This window comes from Luteimonas mephitis DSM 12574 (assembly GCF_000422305.1).
GTDB lineage: Bacteria > Pseudomonadota > Gammaproteobacteria > Xanthomonadales > Xanthomonadaceae > Luteimonas > Luteimonas mephitis.
Map to the genome: position 1 here is coordinate 239,824 of NZ_AULN01000012.1, position 19,371 is coordinate 259,194.

At 69.8% G+C, this 19,371-nt stretch carries 18 protein-coding genes and 1 tRNA gene; 10 read left to right on the forward strand and 9 right to left on the reverse strand.

Annotated features, from left to right (window positions below; all coding sequences use genetic code 11):
- Nucleotides 1-14: 14 nt before the first annotated feature.
- Nucleotides 15-971 (reverse strand): cysteine synthase A, encoded by a 957-nt coding sequence (cysK, locus tag H570_RS0101185; RefSeq protein ID WP_027079154.1) that lies wholly within the window; start codon nt 969-971, stop codon nt 15-17.
- Between the two features lie 356 nt (nt 972-1,327).
- On the opposite strand from cysK, the gene H570_RS15835 reads away from it, so the two are divergent.
- The 4 genes from H570_RS15835 to H570_RS0101205 all read left to right on the forward strand — a co-directional run bounded on the left by H570_RS15835 (nt 1,328) and on the right by H570_RS0101205 (nt 7,152).
- A complete protein-coding gene (locus tag H570_RS15835) occupies nt 1,328-2,470 on the forward strand; it encodes an efflux RND transporter periplasmic adaptor subunit (protein WP_156899784.1) in 1,143 nt (380 codons plus the stop codon).
- Nucleotides 2,471-2,473: 3 nt separating this feature from the next.
- Nucleotides 2,474-5,617, forward strand: coding sequence for an efflux RND transporter permease subunit (locus tag H570_RS0101195; RefSeq protein WP_027079155.1), 3,144 nt, complete (start codon nt 2,474-2,476; stop codon nt 5,615-5,617).
- 115 nt (nt 5,618-5,732) lie between these two features.
- Complete coding sequence (locus tag H570_RS0101200; RefSeq protein ID WP_051175953.1) at nt 5,733-6,305, forward strand: GNAT family N-acetyltransferase; 573 nt, start codon at nt 5,733-5,735, stop codon at nt 6,303-6,305.
- Nucleotides 6,295-7,152, forward strand: coding sequence for a TrmH family RNA methyltransferase (locus H570_RS0101205; RefSeq protein ID WP_027079157.1), 858 nt, complete (start codon nt 6,295-6,297; stop codon nt 7,150-7,152). The genes H570_RS0101200 and H570_RS0101205 overlap by 11 nt, the downstream gene beginning before the upstream one ends.
- A 171-nt stretch (nt 7,153-7,323) precedes the next feature.
- Here H570_RS0101205 and H570_RS0101210 read toward each other — a convergent pair whose 3' ends face one another.
- The 4 genes from H570_RS0101210 to H570_RS0101225 form a co-directional block, all read right to left on the reverse strand.
- Nucleotides 7,324-8,721 carry a M28 family peptidase gene (locus H570_RS0101210; RefSeq protein WP_027079158.1) on the reverse strand — a complete coding sequence of 466 codons (1,398 nt, stop codon included), beginning with the start codon at nt 8,719-8,721 and terminating at the stop codon, nt 7,324-7,326.
- 151 nt (nt 8,722-8,872) lie between these two features.
- Nucleotides 8,873-9,277, reverse strand: a complete 405-nt coding sequence (mscL, locus tag H570_RS0101215; protein WP_027079159.1) for a large-conductance mechanosensitive channel protein MscL — start codon at nt 9,275-9,277, stop codon at nt 8,873-8,875.
- Between the two features lie 35 nt (nt 9,278-9,312).
- Nucleotides 9,313-10,038 carry a fumarylacetoacetate hydrolase family protein gene (locus H570_RS0101220; protein ID WP_036134587.1) on the reverse strand — a complete coding sequence of 242 codons (726 nt, stop codon included), beginning with the start codon at nt 10,036-10,038 and terminating at the stop codon, nt 9,313-9,315.
- A 55-nt stretch (nt 10,039-10,093) separates the two neighbouring features.
- The gene (locus H570_RS0101225; RefSeq protein WP_084499586.1) at nt 10,094-10,387 is read right to left on the reverse strand and encodes a hypothetical protein; all 294 of its coding nucleotides are present in this window, start codon (nt 10,385-10,387) and stop codon (nt 10,094-10,096) included.
- Nucleotides 10,388-10,440: 53 nt separating this feature from the next.
- On the opposite strand from H570_RS0101225, the gene H570_RS0101230 reads away from it, so the two are divergent.
- Nucleotides 10,441-10,815, forward strand: a complete 375-nt coding sequence (locus H570_RS0101230) for a Rieske (2Fe-2S) protein (RefSeq protein ID WP_051175954.1) — start codon at nt 10,441-10,443, stop codon at nt 10,813-10,815.
- A gap of 141 nt (nt 10,816-10,956) precedes the next feature.
- On the opposite strand, the gene H570_RS0101235 is transcribed toward H570_RS0101230, so the two are convergent.
- The 4 genes from H570_RS0101235 to thiS form a co-directional block, all read right to left on the reverse strand.
- Nucleotides 10,957-12,795, reverse strand: a complete 1,839-nt coding sequence (locus tag H570_RS0101235; protein WP_027079163.1) for an SLC13 family permease — start codon at nt 12,793-12,795, stop codon at nt 10,957-10,959.
- A 153-nt stretch (nt 12,796-12,948) separates the two neighbouring features.
- Nucleotides 12,949-13,710 carry a tRNA (guanosine(46)-N7)-methyltransferase TrmB gene (gene trmB, locus H570_RS0101240; RefSeq protein ID WP_027079164.1) on the reverse strand — a complete coding sequence of 254 codons (762 nt, stop codon included), beginning with the start codon at nt 13,708-13,710 and terminating at the stop codon, nt 12,949-12,951.
- Nucleotides 13,711-13,801: 91 nt separating this feature from the next.
- Nucleotides 13,802-14,599 carry a thiazole synthase gene (locus tag H570_RS0101245; protein ID WP_036134590.1) on the reverse strand — a complete coding sequence of 266 codons (798 nt, stop codon included), beginning with the start codon at nt 14,597-14,599 and terminating at the stop codon, nt 13,802-13,804.
- 242 nt (nt 14,600-14,841) lie between these two features.
- Nucleotides 14,842-15,042 (reverse strand): sulfur carrier protein ThiS, encoded by a 201-nt coding sequence (gene thiS / locus H570_RS0101250; RefSeq protein WP_027079166.1) that lies wholly within the window; start codon nt 15,040-15,042, stop codon nt 14,842-14,844.
- Nucleotides 15,043-15,184: 142 nt separating this feature from the next.
- On the opposite strand from thiS, the gene H570_RS0101255 reads away from it, so the two are divergent.
- From H570_RS0101255 to H570_RS0101275, 5 genes are all read left to right on the forward strand, one after another.
- Nucleotides 15,185-17,044 (forward strand): autotransporter domain-containing esterase, encoded by a 1,860-nt coding sequence (locus tag H570_RS0101255; protein WP_027079167.1) that lies wholly within the window; start codon nt 15,185-15,187, stop codon nt 17,042-17,044.
- A gap of 119 nt (nt 17,045-17,163) precedes the next feature.
- Nucleotides 17,164-17,237: transfer RNA gene (locus H570_RS0101260), tRNA-Gly, on the forward strand.
- A gap of 78 nt (nt 17,238-17,315) precedes the next feature.
- Nucleotides 17,316-17,762, forward strand: coding sequence for an ATP-dependent zinc protease family protein (locus H570_RS15840; protein WP_036134593.1), 447 nt, complete (start codon nt 17,316-17,318; stop codon nt 17,760-17,762).
- A complete protein-coding gene (rimK, locus tag H570_RS0101270; protein WP_027079168.1) occupies nt 17,759-18,688 on the forward strand; it encodes a 30S ribosomal protein S6--L-glutamate ligase in 930 nt (309 codons plus the stop codon). The genes H570_RS15840 and rimK overlap by 4 nt, the downstream gene beginning before the upstream one ends.
- A gap of 212 nt (nt 18,689-18,900) precedes the next feature.
- Nucleotides 18,901-19,368 (forward strand): hypothetical protein, encoded by a 468-nt coding sequence (locus H570_RS0101275; protein ID WP_027079169.1) that lies wholly within the window; start codon nt 18,901-18,903, stop codon nt 19,366-19,368.
- Nucleotides 19,369-19,371: the final 3 nt, after the last annotated feature.

Genomic DNA, 19,371 nt, shown 5'->3' on the forward strand with positions numbered 1-19,371 from the left:
CCGTGCGCCGCGGCTCAGTCCAGCGACGCCAGCCAGGCGTCGTCGGACCCTTCTTCCACGCCCTCGAGCAGGAACGTCGACAGGTAGCGTTCGCCGGTGTCGGGCAGCATCGCCAGGATCACGTCGCCGTCGTCCGCCGATTTCGCAACTTCCAGCGCCGCTGCCACGGTGGCGCCCGCGGAGATGCCGACGAAGATGCCTTCCTCGCGCGCAAGCCGCAGCGAGGTGTCGCGGGCGCTCGCGTCGTCGACCGTCACGATGCGCGACGCGGCCTTGCGGTCGAGCACCGCGGGCACGAAATCGGGGGTCCAGCCCTGGATCTTGTGCGGCGACCAGTCCTTGCCGGCCAGCAGCGAGGCCACGGCCGGCTCGGCGGCGGTGACCGTCACTTCCGGGCGCGCCACGCGCAGCACGTCGGCGACGCCGGTCAGCGTGCCGCCGGTGCCCCAGCCGCTGACGAAGTGGTCGAGGCGCCGGCCGGCGAAGTCGCGCAGGATTTCGGCCGCCGTGGTCTGGCGGTGGTAGGCGGGGTTGGCGGGGTTCTCGAACTGGCGGGCGAGGAACCAGCCGTGCTTCGCGGCCAGTTCCTCGGCGCGGCGCACCATGCCGGTGCCGCGTTCGGCGGCCGCGGTCAGGATCACCTTCGCGCCGTACGCGCGCATCAGCTTGCGGCGCTCGATCGAGAAGGTCTCGGTCATGATCGCGACGAACCTGTATCCGCGCGCCGCGCAGACCATCGCCAGCGCCACGCCGGTATTGCCGGAGGTCGCCTCGATTACCGTGTCGCCGGGCTTGAGCAGGCCGCGGGCCTCGGCGTCGAGGATGATGGCGAGCGCGAGCCGGTCCTTGACCGAGCCACCGGGGTTGAACGATTCGACCTTGGCGTACAAGGAAACACTGGCGGGCGCGATGCGGTTCAGGCGCACCACCGGGGTACGGCCGATGGTGTCGAGGATGCTGTCGTGGATCATGGCCAGACCTGCCTTGGGGGGGAAGGGCCGACACTACGCCCGCCGACGGCCTCGCGCACGCCTGCAAATGGCACGCCGGCAATCGGCTGGTGGAACGATGGCGCGGCCGCTATGGGCAAGGCCGGGGCCGGCGCTGCCGTTCCGGGCGTGGCGGGCCACGGCGCAGGCGTCCCGTCTTCCAGCCTGCCGGCGAGTCGAAACAACCGTCCGGCGGCTGCGGGGCAGTTCGCGTAACGCACGAGCGGGCAGGAGGTTGACGACGAAGCGGCTTTTCCAGACGGGGCTGATGGCATACGTTGGCGCCGCGTCGAACCGATAAACTCGACCGGTTTCCCTTCGTCGCTTCCTGCAGATAGATGTCCGACTCCCGCACCATCATCGCCCCGCATCGCCTCGCCTTCATCGCCCTGCTGGGCCTCGGCATTGCCGCGTGCGGCGCGCGCGAGGAAGCCAGGGGACACGACAGCGCCCCGGTCGAGCTGGTGACCACCGCCACGGTGGGCATGCAGCCCTGGAACGACCACATCCGCGCGCTGGGCACGGTGAAGGCACGCGAGTCGGTGGATGTCACCGCGAAGGTCAGCGAGACGGTGCAGCAGGTCCATTTCGACAGTGGCGACGAAGTCGCCGCGGGCGCACCGCTGGTGACCCTGAGCGGCCAGCAGCAACATGCCGCGTTGGCGGCGGCGCAGGCGGCGGCCACCGAGGCCGAGCGGCTGTACAAGCGCCAGCAGGAACTGGCCGCGCAGCAGCTGATCGCGCACGCCACGCTCGATACCCAGCGCGCCACCCGCGATGCGGCGCGCGCGCAGGTCGAACAGATCCGGGCCAACCTGCACGACCGGGTGATCCGCGCGCCGTTCGCCGGCCGGCTCGGCATCCGCCGGGTCAGTCCCGGTGCGCTGGTCACGCCGGGCACGGTGATCGCGTCGCTCGACGACATCGCCCGCGTGTACGTCGATTTCCCGATACCGGAAGTGCAGATGGAGAAGGTGGCGGCGGGCCAGCGCCTGCGCGGCACGGCGGGCGCCTTCCCCGGGCGCGTGTTCGACGGCGTGGTGTCGGTGGTCGACGTGCGCCTGGACGCGGCCACGCGCGCGGCCATGGTGCGCGGCGATTTCGCCAACCCGGATCGCGCGCTGCGCCCCGGCATGCTGCTGCAGGTCGAGCTGGAGCGGCCCGAGCGGCAGGCGCTGCTGGTGCCGGAGATCGCGATCGTGCAGGTCGGCCGCGACTCGTTCGTCTACCGCGTGCGCGGCGACAACACCGTCGAGCAGGCCCCGGTGAAGGTCGGCGCGCGCGCCGGCGGACGCGCCGAAATCCTCGAAGGACTGGCGCCGGGCGAGCGCATCGTGGTCGACGGCACCGGCAAGCTGCGCGCGGGCATCGCGATCCGCGAGGCCGCGGCCCCCGCGCCCGGCTCCGCGCCGGCAGGCCAGGCAACGGTGCCCGCTGCGTCGCCTGCGCCGCGCAAGGCCGCGCCTGCCGCGGGGGACTGAGCCATGCTGCTGTCCGATGTTTCCATCCGCCGCCCGGTCTTCGCCACCGTGGTGAGCCTGCTGCTGATGGTGCTGGGCATCATGGCGTTCTCGCGGCTGACCCTGCGCGAGCTGCCGGCGATCGATCCGCCGATCGTCTCGGTGGACGTCAACTATCCCGGCGCTTCGGCAGCGGTGGTCGAAACCCGCATCACCCAGGTGCTGGAAGACGCGCTGTCAGGCATCGAGGGCGTCGAGACCATCCAGTCGCGCAGCGTCAACGGCCGCTCCGCGGTGACCCTGGAGTTCACCCTCAAGCGCGACATCGAGGCCGCGGCCAACGACGTGCGCGACGCGATCAGCGGCGTCGCCGATCGATTGCCGGACGAGGCCGATCCGCCCGAGGTGGAGAAGGCCGACAGCGATTCGGACACCATCATGTGGCTCAACATGAGCTCGACGACGATGGACGCGCTGGAGCTGTCGGACTACGCCGACCGCTACATCGTCGACCGCCTGTCGAGCCTGGACGGCGTGGCCCAGGTGCGCATCGGCGGCCGCCAGCGCTACGCGATGCGCATCTGGCTCGACGCCGCGGCGATGGCCGCGCGCGGCGTCACCCCCAACGACGTCGAGGCGGCGCTGCGCGCCGAGAACGTCGAACTGCCGGCCGGCCGCATCGAATCGGAGACCCGCGACTTCACCCTGCGCGTGGCGCGCGGCTACACCACGCCGGGCGATTTCGCCGCGATCCCGCTGCGCAAGGGCGACGATGGCTACGTGGTGCGCCTGGGCGACGTGGCGCAGGTGGAACTGGCCTCGGCCGAACGCCGCGCGTACTACCAGAGCAACGGGCAGCCCAACATCGGCCTTGGCATCATCAAGACCTCGACAGCCAACGCGCTCGACGTCACCCGCGCCGCGCGGGCGATGGCGGTGGAGATCCAGAAGTCGCTGCCCGAGGGCACCCGCATCTTCGTCGCCTTCGACGACACGGTCTTCATCGAAGCCTCGATCGAACGCGTGTACTGGACGCTGGGCGAGGCGGTCGCGCTGGTGCTGCTGGTGATCTGGCTGTTCCTGGGCAGCCTGCGCGCGGCGCTGATCCCGGCGGTGACGGTGCCGGTGTGCCTGCTGGCGGCATTCATCCCGCTGTACCTGTTCGGCTACTCGATCAACCTGCTCACGTTGCTGGCCCTGGTGCTGTCGATCGGGCTGGTGGTGGACGACGCGATCGTGGTGCTGGAGAACATCCAGCGCCGCGTCGACCTGGGCGAACCGCGGCTGGTGGCGGCGGTGCGCGGCACCCGCCAGGTGGCGTTCGCGGTGATCGCCACCACCACGGTGCTGGTGGCGGTGTTCCTGCCGGTGGGTTTCATGGAAGGCAACACCGGGCGCCTGTTCCGCGAGCTGTCGGTGGCGCTGGCCGGCGCGGTGGCGCTGTCGGCGTTCGTGGCGCTGACGCTGACGCCGATGATGGCCTCGAAGCTGGTGCGCCCGCATGCGCACGAGAAATCCAACCCGGTCAACCGATGGTTCAACCACGGCCTGGCGTGGGTGGCGAACGCCTATCGCGGCGCGCTTGCGCGGCTGGTCGCGCTGCGACCGTGGCGGATCGTCGCCGGCGTGGCGCTGACGATGGTCGCCTGCGTCGCGGCGATCTACGGGCTGGCCAGGTTCGTGCCTTCGGAACTCGCGCCTGCCGAGGACCGCGGCGCGTTCTTCGTCTCGATCGTCGGCCCCGAGGGGGCGGGTTTCGACTACACGGTCAAGCAGATCAAGCAGGTCGAATCGATCTTCGCGCGGCGGGTGCAGGGAGAAGATCCGGTGATCCGCCGGTACAACACCCGCGTCCCTGGCGGCTGGGGTGCCAACGAGGAGATGCATACCGGCAACGTGATCGTGTTCCTCGAGGACTGGCACAAGCGCGACCAGTCCACGGCGCAGGTCGCCGACTCGCTGCGCAAGGACCTGGGCACGCTCAGCGGCGTGCGCGCGCAGCCGCGCGTTGGCGGCGGCCTGGTCGGCAGCCGCGGGCAGCCGATCCAGATCGTGCTCGGCGGGCCGGAATACCCGGAGATCGCGCGCTGGCGCGACATCATGATGCAGCGCATGGAAGCCAATCCCGGCTTCTTCTCGGTCGACTCCGACTACAAGGAAACGCGGCCGCAGATGCGGGTGCAGATCGACCGCGCGCGTGCCTCGGACCTGGGCGTGAGCGTCACCGACATCGGCCGCGCGCTGGAAACGATGATGGGCAGCCGCCAGGTCACCACCTTCGTGCAGGAAGGCGAGGAGTACGACGTGCTGGTGCAGGCCGGCCGCGCCGGCCGCGCCGATCCCGCCGACCTCGATGCGATCCGGGTGCGCGCGCGCAACGGCGACCTGGTGCCGCTGTCCAACCTGGTCACGCTCAGCGAGCTGGCCGAGCCGGGCAGCCTCAACCGCTTCAACCGCATGCGCGCGATCACCATCAGCGCGGGGCTGGCACCGGGCTACAGCATGGGCGAGGCGCTGGATTTCCTCGAACAGGTCGCCCGCAACGAGCTTCCCGACTACGCGCAGATCGACTGGAAGGGAGAGTCGCGCGAGTACCAGAAGGCGGGCAGCGCGGTGCTGCTGACGTTCACCCTGGCACTGCTGGTGGTGTACCTGGTGCTGGCGGCGCAGTTCGAGAGCTTCATCCATCCGTTCGTGATCATGCTGACCGTGCCGCTGGGCGTGCTGGGCGCGCTGATCGGCCTGGCGATCACCGGCGGCACGCTCAACCTGTTCAGCCAGATCGGCATCGTGATGCTGGTGGGGCTGGCGGCGAAGAACGGCATCCTGATCGTCGAGTTCGCCAACCAGCTGCGCGACGCCGGCCGCTCGGTGCAGCAGGCGATCGTCGAATCGTCGGTGGTGCGCCTGCGCCCGATCCTGATGACCTCGATCGCCACAGCGGTCGGCGCGATTCCACTGGTGCTGGCCGGCGGCCCGGGCTCGGCGAGCCGCGCGACCATCGGCGTGGTGGTGGTCTTCGGCGTGTCGTTTTCCACCCTGCTGTCGCTGTTCGTGGTGCCCGCGTTCTACGCCCTGCTGGCGCCGTTCACGCGCTCGCCCGATGCGGTGGCGCAGGAGCTGGAAAAGCTGGAGGCGGAAACGCCGTCGGTGGGTGGCCACGCATAGGTCGGGGCCATGCCCCGACGCCCCGGGATTCCAGGGCTGCGCGGGGTCCAACGATCGCGAAGCGCCGGGGCGCAGCCCCGACTTGCGCGAACAAGGCTCGCGTATCCTGCGCGGCATGACCGGGCAAGTCGCGAAGCGGGACTGGAAGGCCGTGCGGCTCGACGCCGGCGCCGGGGTGCTCCTGCGCCCGTGGCATGCCGGCGACCTCGATGCGTTGCTGCTGCATGCCAATGACGAGCAGGTCTCGCGCGGCACCAGCGACCGCTTCCCGTTTCCCTACACGCGCGCCGACGGCGAGGCGTTCCTCACCGGCCGCGTGGTCGACTTCAACGCGCCGGTGTTCGCCATCGAACTCGACGGCCAGGCCTGCGGCGGCATCGGCGTGCGCCCCGGGCACGGCGAGCGACGCCACGGCGCCGAGCTGGGCTACTGGCTCGGCCGGCGCCACTGGCACCGAGGCCACATGACCCGTGTCGTCGGCGCGTTCGCGCCTTGGGTGATGCACGCGCTGTCGCTGTACCGGCTGCAGGCGGCGGCGCTCGATTTCAACAGCGCCTCGGCGCGGGTGTTGCTGAAGAACGGCTTCATCGAGGAAGGCACGCAGCGCCGCGCGGTACTCAAGCGTGGCAAGCTGCACGACCTGCGCAGCTTCGCCAGGACCCGGGACACGCTCGACGATGCCGACTGATCCTCCCTCGTCGCCGTGGAGGCGGCATCCACGGCAACCGGACGCCAGGCCGGCCGCGCCGCGCCATGCGCGCGAAGGACAGGCGCACGAAGCGCCGCAGCCTGCGGAACGCCCCGCGCGCAGCGAAGAACTGCGCCTGTACGGGCTGAACGCCGTGCAGGCGGTGTTCGCGCGCCGTCCCGATGCGATCCGCAAGCTTTACCTGGCCGAAGACCGCATCCCACGGCTGCAGCCGCTGCTGAAATGGTGCGTGGCCAACCGCGTCGGCTATCGCGTGGTCGACGAGGCCGACCTGCACAAACTCGCCGCCAGCAAGCACCACGAAGGCGTGGTGGCCGACGTGTTGCGCGAGCCGCCGCAGTCGCTGGCCGCGTGGCTTGGCGCATTGCCGGCCGGACCGTGCTGCGCGCTGTGGCTCGACGGCGTCGGCAACCCGCACAACCTGGGCGCGATCCTGCGGTCGGCCGCGCACTTCGGTGTCTCGGCGCTGTTGTTGCCGAAGCATTCGCCGCTGGCGCTGTCGGGCGCCGCCGCGCGGGTGGCCGAAGGCGGCGCCGAGGCGGTGCCGTTCGTACGCCTCGGCCGCGAGGACAACGCGATCGCGCAGCTGCACGGCGCCGGCTTCACGCTTGCCGCCACGGTGGTGCGCGGCGGTGCGGACCTGTTTTCCGCACGCTTGCCGGCGCGGCTGGTGTACGTGCTCGGAGCGGAGGGCGAGGGCATGGATGCAGCGCTGGCTGACGGCTGCGACCTGCGGCTGTCGATCCCCGGCAGCGGCGCGGTCGAAAGCCTCAACGTCTCCGCCGCCACCGCGGTGCTGCTGGCGCAGTGGGCGCGCTTGCGATGAGCTGACCCGCAGCGCCCGCGGGGCTTTTCCCCGTGGCGCTGCACAACGGGCCATGTCGGCCCGGATTGCGTGCGTCTGCAGCGCAGCGGAGGTTGCAGGTCGGCACGGACTCGATGCGGGGTTCGACCCTGCCGTTTTTTCGCGCGCGGGGGTTCCGAAGGGCAGCCGGCGTCAGTCGCCCGCCTGCGCCGCCTTCGGTGCACTGCCAAAACCGCCGTCGGCCTGCGCCGCGAGCCAGGTGAACACCGTGTACGCGGCGACGTTCTGCGCCAGCGCCTTCGGGTCGATCTTGTCGAGCGTGTCCTCGGCGTTGTGGTGCAGGTCGAAGTAGTCGGTGCCGTCGTGGCCCAGCCAGGCCCAGGCCATGCCGCGCTCGGTCAGCGGGCCGATGTCGGACTCCGGATCGCCCTGGCCGGGCATCGATTCGATGCCCAGCGGCGCCAGCGCCGCCGCGATCTGCGCGAACGCGGCCTTCTCGCTGTCGCGCGCGCTGCTGTCGAAGCCGTAGATGCGGCCGGCGCCGAAATCGCTCTCCGCGGCGATCACGTGCTTCGCGACGTCCTTCGCGTACTTGTCGCTGTAGGCGCGGCCGCCGAACAGGCCCTGCTCCTCGTTGGCGAACGCGACCACGCGGATCGTGCGCCTGGGCTTGAGCGGCTTGAGCAGCGCGCCGGTGGCCATGGTGATGGCCACGCCGGCGGCATCGTCGATCGCGCCGGTGCCGTGGTCCCACGAATCCAGGTGGCCGCCGATCAGCACGATCTCGTCGGGGCGCTCGCTGCCGGTGATCTCGCCGATCACGTTGTGCGAGGTGTATTCGCCGTCATAGCCGCAGTCGAGCGCGACGCGCACGCGGGTTGGCCCCAGTGCCACCAGGCGCGCGAGCTGGTCGGCGTCGATGACCGACAGCGCCGCCGACGGGATCGGCTCGAGCCCCTCCTCGAATCGGGTATTGCCGGTATGCGGCGCCCGCGAGGAGTCGGTGCCGGCCGAGCGCATCAGGAATGCCGCCGCGCCCTTGCGGATCGCGACCGATGGCCCGCGGCCGCGGATGCCGCCGCCGTTGCGATAGTCGCCGCCGTCGCGCTGCTTCTTCATCCGGTAGTCGACGAAGGCGATCTTGCCGGCCAGCGAACCGTCGGGCGCGGCCTTGAGCGCGTCGAGGTCGGCGAAGCGCACCACCTCGCCCTCGACCGTGCCGCCGGGGCTGCCGCCCAGCGCGGTCAGCAGCAGCGGCTGCGCGTGTTCGCCCAGCACCTGCGCGTGTTCGCCGCGACGCACCCATTTCGGGAACGTGACCGGCTCGGTCCAGACCTTGTCGTAGCCGAGCTGCTCGAACTTCGCCTTCGCCCAGGCCACCGCGCGCGCGTCGGCCTCGCTGCCGGCCAGGCGCGGCCCGACCTCGGTGGTCAGCGATTCGGTGATCTTCCAGCCCAGGTCGCTGGCCAGCGCCTGCTCGCGCAACTGCGCGGCCTGCTCGATCGCCCGGTCGGGGATGCGGGTTTCGGCCTGCGTTGCGATGGCGGGCAGTGCGAGGGCGAGGGCGAGCAGCAGCGGGGCGAGGCGCATGGGTGTCTCCGGAAGCGACGCATCGCGCGGCGACCGGCCGGCATGCGCCAGGAAAAGACGAAGCCGCGAGGGTGGCAGCCCTCGCGGCCTGGTGACCCGTGGCACAAGTCATGCCGCGCGTGGCAGCGGTCGCATCACGCGCAGGCGGGTCCTATCGTTTCAGCGAGTCGCGGATCTCGCGCAGCAGCAGCACGTCTTCGGCCGGCGCGGCGGGGGCGGCTTCTTCCTTCTTGCTCATGCGATTGATCGCCTTGACCAGCAGGAAGATCGCGAACGCCAGGATCGCGAACTGGATCACGGCGTTGAGGAACTCGCCGATGCCGATGACCACCGCAGGCACCGCTTCGCCGGCCGCGTCCACCGTTGCTTCTTTCAGCGTGATCACCCACTTCGAGAAGTCCACGCCGCCGATCAGCAGCCCGATCGGCGGCATGATGACCTTGTCGACCAGCGCGGTGACGATCTTGCCGAAGGCCGCGCCGATCACGACACCGACGGCGAGGTCGACGACGCTTCCGCGCATCGCGAATTCCTTGAACTCACTCATCATGCCCATGTATTGCCCTCGCTCGCGGTGGTGATGGCCATAGCCTACACGCGCGGTGCGGTGATGCGGCAATGCAGCTCGAGCAGGTCGTCGAGACGGCCCAAGCAGGCATCGCCGGGCTGCAGCGGGCCGACGCCGGCCGGCGTGCCCATGAAAACGAGATCGCCGGCGCGCAGGGCGTAGAGTTTCGACAGCGCCTGCAGGATGTCCGGGACATCCCAGATCAACTGGTCCAGCCGCGACCGCTGGCGCAGCACCCCGTTGACCGTGAGCGACAGCGTGCGCGCGGCCAGTTCGCCCACCATCGCCGCCGGCAGCAGCTCGCTGACGGGCGCCGACTGGTCGAACGCCTTGCCGGTGTCCCAGGGCAGGCCCTTGGCCTTCGCCGCGGCCTGCAGGTCGCGGCGGGTCAGGTCCAGGCCGATGCCGTAGCCGAACACCAGCGCCTGCGCGGCGTCACGGCCAAGCAGGCCTGGCGGGGCGTCGTGGCCCAGCGCGACGACCAGTTCGATCTCGTGCTGCAGGTTGCCGGTGCCGGGCGGGTAGGTGGCTTCGCCGGCGGTGACGAGCGCGTCCACCGGCTTGAGGAAGAGCACGGGCTCGCCGCGCTCGGCATTCGATGCCGGCACGGCGGCGCCCATTTCGCGGGCGTGGTCGGCGAAATTGCGGCCGACGCAGTAGATCCGGTGTGCCGGGAAGCTGCCGCCGCCGCGGACCGGCACGCGCGGGCGCGGCAGCACGGGGACGACATCACGGGAAGCGTCGGTCATGGATGTTCCGGGAGGGATGCAGCGGGCCTGCGCGTCGACGTGGACGCGGGCGTGTTCAGCGCAGCAGCGGCTGGCCGGTCTTCACGACGTGGTATTCGCCGTCGACCACGCGACTGGGCGTCGCCCTGGGCTTGCCGCGTTCGCGCAGCAGCCGCATGACCAGGCCGCCCGCCAGCATCGCCGTGCCCACGACCAGGCCGACCACCAGCAGCGCGGCCAGCAGCAGCACTCCAACCACGCCCAGCAGCACGCGCAGCAGCGGGTGCCGCGGCTTGCGTGGCGCGAACATCGCGGACAGGCCGGCGCTGGAGAAACGGGTCTGGAAGCTGCGGAACAGGCGGTCGGACATGATGCGGTCGTGGCGTTACGATAGTGAGCAGGTGACGGAGTATCGGCCGCGCAATGAGTGAAGATGTAAGGAGTTTGTTAAGCGCGGGTGATGGCGGAACCAGCCTGGTCGCGTTCTCGCAGATCGACGACGGTGGATTCGCCGAGGCCGAAGCCACCATCGACGGCGACGCCGAATCGCTGATCCTGCATCGCGACGGCGACAGCGTCCGGGCCTGGCTCAACATCTGCCCGCACGCCGGTCGTCGGCTGGACTGGGCGCCCGGCCAGTTCCTCAAGAACCGCGAAGGCCACCTGGTCTGCGCCGTGCACGGCGCCACATTCGAACTGTCCGGCGGCGTCTGCGTGGCCGGCCCCTGCCGCGGCGAGTCGCTGCGCCCGGTGGCCGTCGTCGTCCGCGAAGGCAAGGTTTTCCTCGATCTGCCGTAGTCGGGGCTACGCCCGGACGCCTGCGCCTGCCAAGTCCAGGAACTCGCGGCCGGAGCCGTTGCCAATTTCAACCAGCACGTGCGTCGGGGGCGTAGCCCCGACCTACGCACGCGTTGCGCTCCGGGCTGCCCCGCCCGTCATCTAGAACATCAGGTTGACCATCAGCACCACGATCGTGGTGTAGACCAGCGACAGCGGTCCGCCCACCCGCCACATGTCGCGCGCGGTGTAGCCGGCCGGGCCGGTGATCATCGAGATCGACGGGTTGGACGCGGTCATGAAGTTGTTGGACGCCGACAGCGCCACGATCAGCGCGAACGCGGTCGGGTCGCCGCCCACGGCCAGTGCCAGGTTGATCGCCAGCGGCACCATCACGATGGTCGCGCCGACGTGGCTGATCACCAGCGAGAACAGCGTCGTCAGCAGCGCGAGCGCCAACTGGATCAGCCACCCCGGCAGGCCGTCGGGCAGGCGTTCGATGCTGTGGCCGGCCACCCACGCCGCAGCGCCGCTTGAATCCATCGCCCAGCCCAGCGGGATCAGGCAGGCCATCAGGAACACCGTCTTCCAGTTGATCGCGGCGTAGGCCTCGTCCATCTTCAGCACGCCGCTGACCAGCATCCCCGCCACGCCGGCCATCAGCGCGATCGAGGTCGGGATCTTCGACGACAGCGCGATCAGCATCGTGACCGCGAAGATCACCATCGCGATCTTGAACTTGTGCGGCCGCTGCTCGCCCTTCGGATAGTCGGTGACCACGACGAAGTCGCGGTTGGCCGCGGTCTCCGCCAGGTCCTGCCAGATGCTGTGCAGCACCAGCATGTCGCCGGCGCGCAATGGCACGTTGCGCGCGTTCTCGCGCAATACCTCCTTGTCGCGGTTGATCGCCAGCAGGCTGATGCCGTAGGTCTTGCGCAGGTGCAGGTCGCCGGGGGTCTTGCCGATGAACTTCGACGTCGGCGGCACTACCGCCTCGGAGATGCCGGCGCGGCTCGGGTTGAACAGGTCGCCGAACTCGCGCAGCCGCGTGCTCATGCGCAGGAACTGGTTCTGGGCGAAATCCGCGACCTGCTGGCGCGGTCCCATCGCGCCGATCACGCTGCCCACCCAGATGCGGGCGTCGCCCGGTGGCGCCAGCCGCGATTCGTTGCCGGTCTTGAGCGCGAGCAGCAGCGGCGCGCCGTGCAGCGCTTCGGCTTCGCCCAGTGACATGCCGACCAGCGGGCTGTCGGCGCTGACGGTCAGCTCGAACACCTCGCCCTCAATCCCGTAGGACTTGGCGAAGTAGCTCTGCGTGCGCGCGGGGGTGACGCCCTTGTCGGTGTCGTCGCGCAGCTGCTTGTTGCCGAAGAAGTGGAAGTACGCCAGCGCCGCCAGCAGCAGCACCAGGCCGATCGGTGCGGGCGCGAACATGTTCAGCGGTTCCAGCGTGCCCACGCCGGAGGGCAGGTTGGCGTTGGCCGCGACCAGCAGGTCGTTGAGCAGGATCAGCGGCGAGTTGCCGACCATGGTCAGGCCGCCGCCCATGATGATCGCCGCGGACACCGGCATCAGCAGCCGCGACAGGCTCACGCCGGTGCGCGCCGACAGTCGCGAAACGATCGGCAGGTACAGCGCCGTCACCGACGTGTTCTGCATGATCGACGAGTTGAGTCCGGCGATTGCCGACGACAGCAGCAGCAGTCGCTGCTCGATGCCGTTGGAGCGCCGCAGCAGCCAGCTGGCGAGGCGGTTGAGCGCGCCGGTGCGGTCCAGGCCCATGCCCAGGATCATCGTCGCGATCACGTTCATCACCGCGTCCGACGAGAAGCCGTTGAAGATGTCCTCGGGCGCCACCAGCCCGGTCAGGCCGAGCATCACCAGGACCACCAGCGCCACCACGTCGGCGCGCACGCGCTCGAACAGGAACAACACCATCGTCATCACGACCAGGCCCAGCACGAGCGCCATGTCGGTGGTGAGGGTGAGGGAGGTGTCCATTCAGGGGCGGGATCGCGGATTGGGGATCAGGGATGCGGGAACGCGCTGGATGACGGTTGGATCGCGGGTGCCTGGCGGGATTCGCTCCGCTACGGACACGCGACAAGAATGCATGCTTTTACGAATCTCCGTTGTCGACAGCCGAACGGCTGGTCATTCCGAATCCCCGATCCCCAATCCCGAATCCCGGTCATACAGCAGATCCCACACGCCATGCCCCAGCCGCTGGCCCCGCGTCTCGAAGTGCGTCTGCGGCCGCCAGTCGGGACGTGGCACGTGGCCACGCAGCCCGGCGCGGTTGCGCAGGCCGGGCGTCGCATCGAGGACGTCCCACATCTGTTCGGCGTAGTCCTGCCAGTCGGTGGCCAGGTGCAGCCGGCCGCCGGGCGCGAGCTTCTTCACCAGCAGCGCCGCGAACGCAGGCTGCAGCAGGCGGCGCTTGTTGTGGCGCTTCTTGTGCCACGGATCCGGGAAGTAGATGCGGATCTCGTCCAGCGCGCCGTCGGCGACCTCGTGCTCCAGCACTTCGACCGCATCGTGGTGGTAGAGGCGCACGTGGTCGCTGCCGTCCTCGTCCAGCGCGTTGAGCAGGCGGCCGACGCCGGGAGCATGGACTTCGATGCCGATATGGTCGCGCTCGCGGTCGCGCGCGGCGGCAAACCGCAGCGCTTCGCCGTTGCCGAAGCCGATCTCGAGCACGCGCCTGGCCGTGCGGCCGAACACGGCGTCGAAATCGCGCGGCGCGCCGGTGTAATCCAGCCCGAAACGCGGCCACAGCGCGTCGAACGCGCGCTGCTGCGCCGGCGTGAACCGGCCCTGCCGCAGCACGAAGCTGCGCACGCGGCGCCGGCCTTCCTCGACCGTGAACGGTTTTGGCGGGGTCTTGGCGCCACTGCTGGAGAACGGGTCGGTCATCGCGGCCCGGTCTCCGTGGCGGGAGCGGCGAGGGCCGCGCGGTCGGGCAGTGGCAGGCCCGTCGCGGCGGTGGCCGTTCCCGCCGCGGCCATCAGTCGATCAGTCCGTCGACGGGACTTGATGCGCTGGCGTAGCGCTTGCGCGGGATGCGCCCGGCGCGGAACGCTGCGCGCCCGGCTTCGATCGCCAGCTTCATCGCGTGGGCCATCAGCACCGGGTCCCTGGCGCCGGCGATGGCGGTGTTCATCAGCACGCCGTCGCAGCCCAGTTCCATCGCGATCGCGGCGTCGGAGGCGGTGCCGACGCCGGCGTCGACAATGATCGGGACCTTGGCGTTTTCGACGATCTCGACCAGGTTCCATCGGTTCTGGATGCCAAGGCCCGAGCCGATCGGCGCGGCCAGCGGCATCACCGCCACGCAGCCGATTTCTTCCAGCCGCTTGCACAGGATCGGATCGTCGGAGGTGTAGACCATCACGTCGAAGCCGTCGGCGACCAGCTGCTCGGCGGCCTTGAGCGTCTGCACCACGTCCGGGAACAGCGTCCTCTGGTCGCCCAGCACCTCGAGCTTGACCAGGGCGTGGCCGTCGAGCAGCTCGCGCGCCAGGCGGCAGGTGCGCACCGCGTCCTCGGCGGTGTAGCAGCCGGCGGTATTGGGCAGGATGGTGTAGCGGTCGGGCGGCAGCACGTCGAGCAGGTTGGGCTCGCCCGGGTTCTGGCCGATGTTGCTGCGGCGGATGGCAACGGTGACGATCTCGGCGCCCGCCGCTTCGGTCGCGGCGCGGGTTTCGTCGAGGTCCTTGAACTTCCCGGTGCCGGTGAGCAGGCGCGAGCGGTAGGTCTTGCCGGCAACGACCAGTGCGTCGCCGTGGTGCGCTTGGGTATCCATCGCCGAATTATCGCGCAAGTGCGCGGGCGAGTCAGGGATTCCGCCTGCCGGGAGTCAGCGTGGGGTGGGGGTAGGCGGGCGCGGCGGATGCCGGTGGAGCACGCGTTGCATCTCAAGGGCTGTCGGTGCCGTCCGTGGAGGGGCACCGGGACTCCGGATCGCTTGGCCCGGCCAGCCCGAACCCGTGCAGCACCCGGTGCGTTCGTCCAAGGCGCGAGGTGGTGCCTCGCAGGCGTGCCTGCTTACCCGCCTCCCAGCGCGTGGACGATCTCGACCTTGTCGCCGGCCTGCAGCAGGTGTTCGGCGTGGCGGCTGCGCGAGATGATCTCGCCGTTGATCTCGACCGCGACGCGGCGCTGGGCCAGGTGCTGGGCCTCGAGCAGGGCAGCCAGGGTGGTGTGTTCCGGGAGCGGCAGCGGTTCGCCGTTGAGCAGGATGTCCATGCGCGTATTGTGGCCGCTTGCCGCGACGCCTGCATCGGCGATGCGGCGGCGCACCTTGAGCGCATCCGGTGTTCGTGGAAACATGCGCCACCATCCGCCTGCGTATGCCGCCGGCGGCCCCATTCCCAAGGAGATTCCAGACATGGCGTTGCTGTCCCGTCCCATCCGCCACACCCTCGCCGCCGCGCTGGCGCTGGCCGCCGCCCCGGTCTTCGCGCAGGGCAGCAGCCCTTACAGCAACACCGTGTTCTTCGGTGACAGCCTCACCGACAGCGGCTACTTCCGCCCCGTGCTGGTGCAGGTGGTGGGCCCCTCCGGCGCGCTGATCGGCAAGTTCACCACCAATCCGGGCCTGGTCTGGTCCGAATACCTGGCGCAGTACTACGGCACCGATGCCTCGCCAAACGGCAACGGCCAGAGCGGCGACAACTATGCCGCTGGCGGCGCGCGGGTGGGTATCGACACTGCCGGTGGCCTCGGCCCGATCCCGTCGCTGGCCACGCAGATGAACAAGTACCTCGCCGCAAACGGCGGCAAGGCCGATCCGAACGCGCTGTACACCGTGTGGGGCGGCGCCAACGACCTGTTCGCCGTTGCCGCCGATCCGTCGCAGGCGCAGGCGATCATCGGTGGCGCGGTCACCGCGCAGATCGGCATCGTCGGCACGCTGCAGGCGGCGGGCGCGCAGTACGTGCTGGTGCCGACCATTCCCGACATCGGACTCACGCCGTCCGCGCGTGCCGGTGGTGCCGCCGGCATGGGCCAGGGCACGGCGCTGGCGACGGCCTACAACAACGCACTGTTCGGCGGGCTGGCGAGCAGTGGCCTGAAGGTCATCCCGGTCGACACCTTCCATTTCCTGCAGGAAGTCGTGGCCGATCCCTCGGCCTACGGCCTGGTCAACGTGACCGATGCAGGTTGCGGCATGCAGCCGGCCCCGGCGGGCGACTCGTCGCTGTTCTGCAACCCCGCCTCGTACGTGAATCCGAACGTGCAGGGCAGCTACCTGTTCGCCGACGGCGTGCATCCGAGCGCCGGCGCGCACCAGATCATCAGCCAGCTGGCGATCAACATGCTCGAGGCGCCGCGCCAGATCGCGGTGCTGCCGCGTTCGGCGGCGACCACCGGCCGCGCGCGCGCCGACATCGTCGGTTCGCACGTGTCCGGCGCCCCCGAGTCCGACGGCATGCGCTGGTGGACCAACCTGCGCGGCGATTTCCAGCGCTACGGCAGCGGCGACGAGTACGACGGCGCAATCCCGGCGCTGGCCGGCGGCGTCGACTGGACCCGCGGCAACCTCGTGTTCGGCGGCTTCGCCGGCTACGGACGCGGCCGCATCGACTTCGGCCGCAACACCGGCAGGTTCGACCAGTCCGAGGCCACCCTCGGCGGCTTCATCGGCTGGTACGGCGAGGGCGGCGCCTGGGTCAACGGCCAGCTGAGCTACTCGCAGCTGGATTTCGACGTGGACCGCAAGCTCCAGCTTGGCCAGGCCACCCGCGTGCACACCGGCTCGGCCGACGGTGACAACATCACCGCCGCGATCAACGCCGGCTGGAATTTCGGCAGCGGCGCGCTGCAGCACGGCCCGGTGCTGAGCGTGGTATCGCAGCAGATCGACGTCGACGGCTACAAGGAAAGCCAGCCGGCGCTGTCCTCGTCGCTGGCCTACGCCGACCAGAGCTTCGATTCGCTGATCGGCAGCATCGGCTGGCAGGCCAGCTACGCGATCAACGACCACCTCGTGCCGTACGCGAAGCTCACCTACGACCACGAGTTCGAGGAAGGCGACAGGCAGGTCTTCGCCAGCGCGCAGTCGCTGCCCGGTTCGCTGGAATACGCGGTGCCGGGGCTGTCGTACGACCGCAACTACACCTCCATCGTCATCGGTGCGCGCACCCGCCTGCTCGGCCTGGATGCCAACATCGGCGCCATCGCCACCGTGCAGCAGGGCGGCGGCAACAACGCCACCGTCTTTGCGACGGTGGGCAGCAGCTTCTGACGATTGCCGCGTTCTGGCGACACACGAAGGGCCCCTCGCGGGCCCTTCGTTTTTCCGGCCGTGCCTGCTGCCGGCCGGATTGCCACGGCGCGCGCCGCGGGCATAAACTGGTGGCTTGTGCGGGTGTAGCTCAATGGTAGAGCTGTAGCTTCCCAAGCTACTGACGAGGGTTCGATTCCCTTCACCCGCTCCAGGTTCCGACGGCGGCGCGTCCCATGGGCGGGCCGCCGTTTTTGATGGCACGCCTTGCAGCGCGCGCGAAGGACGAACGATGGTCGAGCTGGGCTGGCGCGAATGGGTGGGCTTGCCGGCGCTCGGCATCGCGCGCCTGAGGGCCAAGGTGGATACCGGCGTCCGCACCTCGGCGCTGCACGTGGACGCGCAGTGGCGGTTCAGCGAGGCCGGCGCGCCGTGGGTGGGCTTCCGCATCACCCCGATGCGTGGGAGCCACGCAGCGGTGGAAGCCCGCGCGCCGATCCTGGATGAGCGCGAGGTGGCCGACTCCGGCGGGCGGCGCACCCGGCGGGTCTTCCTCGCCACCCGGCTGTGGCTTGCCGGGATGGAACGCGACATCGAAATCAACCTGGCGGATCGCCGCAACATGCTGTTCCCGATGCTGCTCGGCCGCACCGCCATCGCGGGTGCGTTCACGGTCGACCCCGCACGATCCTCGCTCCACGGCAAACCGCCGCGACACCAGCCCGGGCCCACCGCATGAAGCTCGCCATCCTTTCGCGCAACAGCAAGCTGTACTCGACGCGGCGCCTGGTCGAGGCCGCGCGCGAGCGCCGCCACAGCGTGCGCGTGCTCGATCCGCTGCGCTGCTACATGCGCATCAGCGTCGAAGGCTTCGACATGCGCTACAAGGGCCGGGCGATCGCCGGCTACAACGCGGTGATCCCGCGCATCGGCGCCTCGATCACGCGCTACGGAAACGCGGTGCTGCACCAGTTCGAGCTGATGGGCAGCTGCACCCCGAACCCGTCGGTCGCGATCATGCGCGCGCGCGACAAGCTGCGCTGCCACCAGCTGCTCGCAGCGCAGGGCATCGGCCTGCCGGTGACCGTGTTCGGCGACAACCCCGACGACACCGGCGACCTGCTGGCGATGCTCGGGCCGCCGCCGCACGTGATCAAGCTCAACGAGGGCACCCAGGGCAGCGGGGTGATGCTGACCGAGAAGCCGTCGGCGTCGCGCAGCGTGATCGAGACCCTGCGCGGGCTCTATGCCACGTTCCTGGTGCAGGAGTTCATCGAGGAGGCCAAGGGCGCGGACTTGCGCTGCTTCGTGGTCGGCGACCGGGTGGTCGCGGCGATGCGCCGACAGGCGCCGCAGGGCGACTTCCGTTCCAACCTGCATCGCGGCGGCATCGGCAAGGCGGTGCGCGCGAGCGCGGCCGAACAGGCGGTGGCCGTGCGCGCCGCGCAGGTGCTGGGGCTGGGGGTCGCGGGGGTCGACCTGATCCGCTCCAACCGTGGCCCGCTGGTGCTGGAGGTCAACTCGTCGCCGGGACTTGAGGGGATCGAGCAGGCCACCGGCGTGGATATCGCCGGCCTGATCATCGACCACGTCGCGTCCGGCGCCCCGGCGTTGCCGGCGCGGCGGGCGAAGTCGTTGATGCGCCCCGCCTTAATGAAAAAATAACAAGGTTTTTAACGACCGACTAACCGTCCCGGTCGTAACGTTTCCCGGACCGGAGTTGCGCTCTCTCCAGACATTCCATCAGGTCAGTCGGCGGATTACGGTTATCGGGGCAGTACCCTTTCGGCCCAAGCGACCACCTCGCTTGGGCCTTTTGTTTTGTGCCAGACTCCAATGCCATTCACCGGCCACGGGCCACACAGAGGATGCGACAGATGCACAGGGGGATATTGATTGCGGCGCTCATGCTGTTTGCGGGCAGTGCGATGGCGGCCGATACGGGCACGCGGGTAGACGTCGACAACGGTTTCACGGCGCAGCGCGACAACATACTGAAGGAGCTGGGCGACGGCGAAACCTACAGCGAGATCGACGCCGCGGACCGCGAGAAGGTGAAAGCGGCGCTGGCGCGGATCACCACGACGCTCGACCAGGCCGGTGGCGTGGACCAGCTCGGGGAGCCGCAGAAGGTCGCGGTGTTCAATGACCAGGAGCTGGTCAACAACATCCTGACCAAGGCCGGCGAGAACAGCCGCCTGGTCTGCAAGCGGGTGAAGAAGACCGGCTCGCACATGAGCAGCAACCAGTGCATGACCGTTGCCGCGCGCAACCGCGCGCAGGAAGAGTCCCAGGAAATGCTCAGGCGTTCGCCGCCCCGCCAGATGCCAAAAGAAGGCTTTTAGAAC

Excerpts from the sequence above, each read along its gene's own strand:
- H570_RS0101235 (WP_027079163.1), bottom strand. The coding sequence starts at position 12,795 with ATGGACACCTCCCTCACCCTCACCACCGACATGGCGCTCGTGCTGGGC.
- H570_RS0101200 (WP_051175953.1), top strand. The coding sequence starts at position 5,733 with ATGACCGGGCAAGTCGCGAAGCGGGACTGGAAGGCCGTGCGGCTCGAC.
- mscL (WP_027079159.1), bottom strand. The coding sequence starts at position 9,277 with ATGGGCATGATGAGTGAGTTCAAGGAATTCGCGATGCGCGGAAGCGTC.
- H570_RS0101220 (WP_036134587.1), bottom strand. The coding sequence starts at position 10,038 with ATGACCGACGCTTCCCGTGATGTCGTCCCCGTGCTGCCGCGCCCGCGC.
- H570_RS15840 (WP_036134593.1), top strand. The coding sequence starts at position 17,316 with ATGGTCGAGCTGGGCTGGCGCGAATGGGTGGGCTTGCCGGCGCTCGGC.
- H570_RS0101275 (WP_027079169.1), top strand. The coding sequence starts at position 18,901 with ATGCACAGGGGGATATTGATTGCGGCGCTCATGCTGTTTGCGGGCAGT.
- H570_RS0101205 (WP_027079157.1), top strand. The coding sequence starts at position 6,295 with ATGCCGACTGATCCTCCCTCGTCGCCGTGGAGGCGGCATCCACGGCAA.
- H570_RS15835 (WP_156899784.1), top strand. The coding sequence starts at position 1,328 with ATGTCCGACTCCCGCACCATCATCGCCCCGCATCGCCTCGCCTTCATC.
- H570_RS0101195 (WP_027079155.1), top strand. The coding sequence starts at position 2,474 with ATGCTGCTGTCCGATGTTTCCATCCGCCGCCCGGTCTTCGCCACCGTG.
- H570_RS0101210 (WP_027079158.1), bottom strand. The coding sequence starts at position 8,721 with ATGCGCCTCGCCCCGCTGCTGCTCGCCCTCGCCCTCGCACTGCCCGCC.
- rimK (WP_027079168.1), top strand. The coding sequence starts at position 17,759 with ATGAAGCTCGCCATCCTTTCGCGCAACAGCAAGCTGTACTCGACGCGG.
- H570_RS0101230 (WP_051175954.1), top strand. The coding sequence starts at position 10,441 with ATGAGTGAAGATGTAAGGAGTTTGTTAAGCGCGGGTGATGGCGGAACC.
- H570_RS0101255 (WP_027079167.1), top strand. The coding sequence starts at position 15,185 with ATGGCGTTGCTGTCCCGTCCCATCCGCCACACCCTCGCCGCCGCGCTG.
- trmB (WP_027079164.1), bottom strand. The coding sequence starts at position 13,710 with ATGACCGACCCGTTCTCCAGCAGTGGCGCCAAGACCCCGCCAAAACCG.
- thiS (WP_027079166.1), bottom strand. The coding sequence starts at position 15,042 with ATGGACATCCTGCTCAACGGCGAACCGCTGCCGCTCCCGGAACACACC.
- cysK (WP_027079154.1), bottom strand. The coding sequence starts at position 971 with ATGATCCACGACAGCATCCTCGACACCATCGGCCGTACCCCGGTGGTG.
- H570_RS0101225 (WP_084499586.1), bottom strand. The coding sequence starts at position 10,387 with ATGTCCGACCGCCTGTTCCGCAGCTTCCAGACCCGTTTCTCCAGCGCC.
- H570_RS0101245 (WP_036134590.1), bottom strand. The coding sequence starts at position 14,599 with ATGGATACCCAAGCGCACCACGGCGACGCACTGGTCGTTGCCGGCAAG.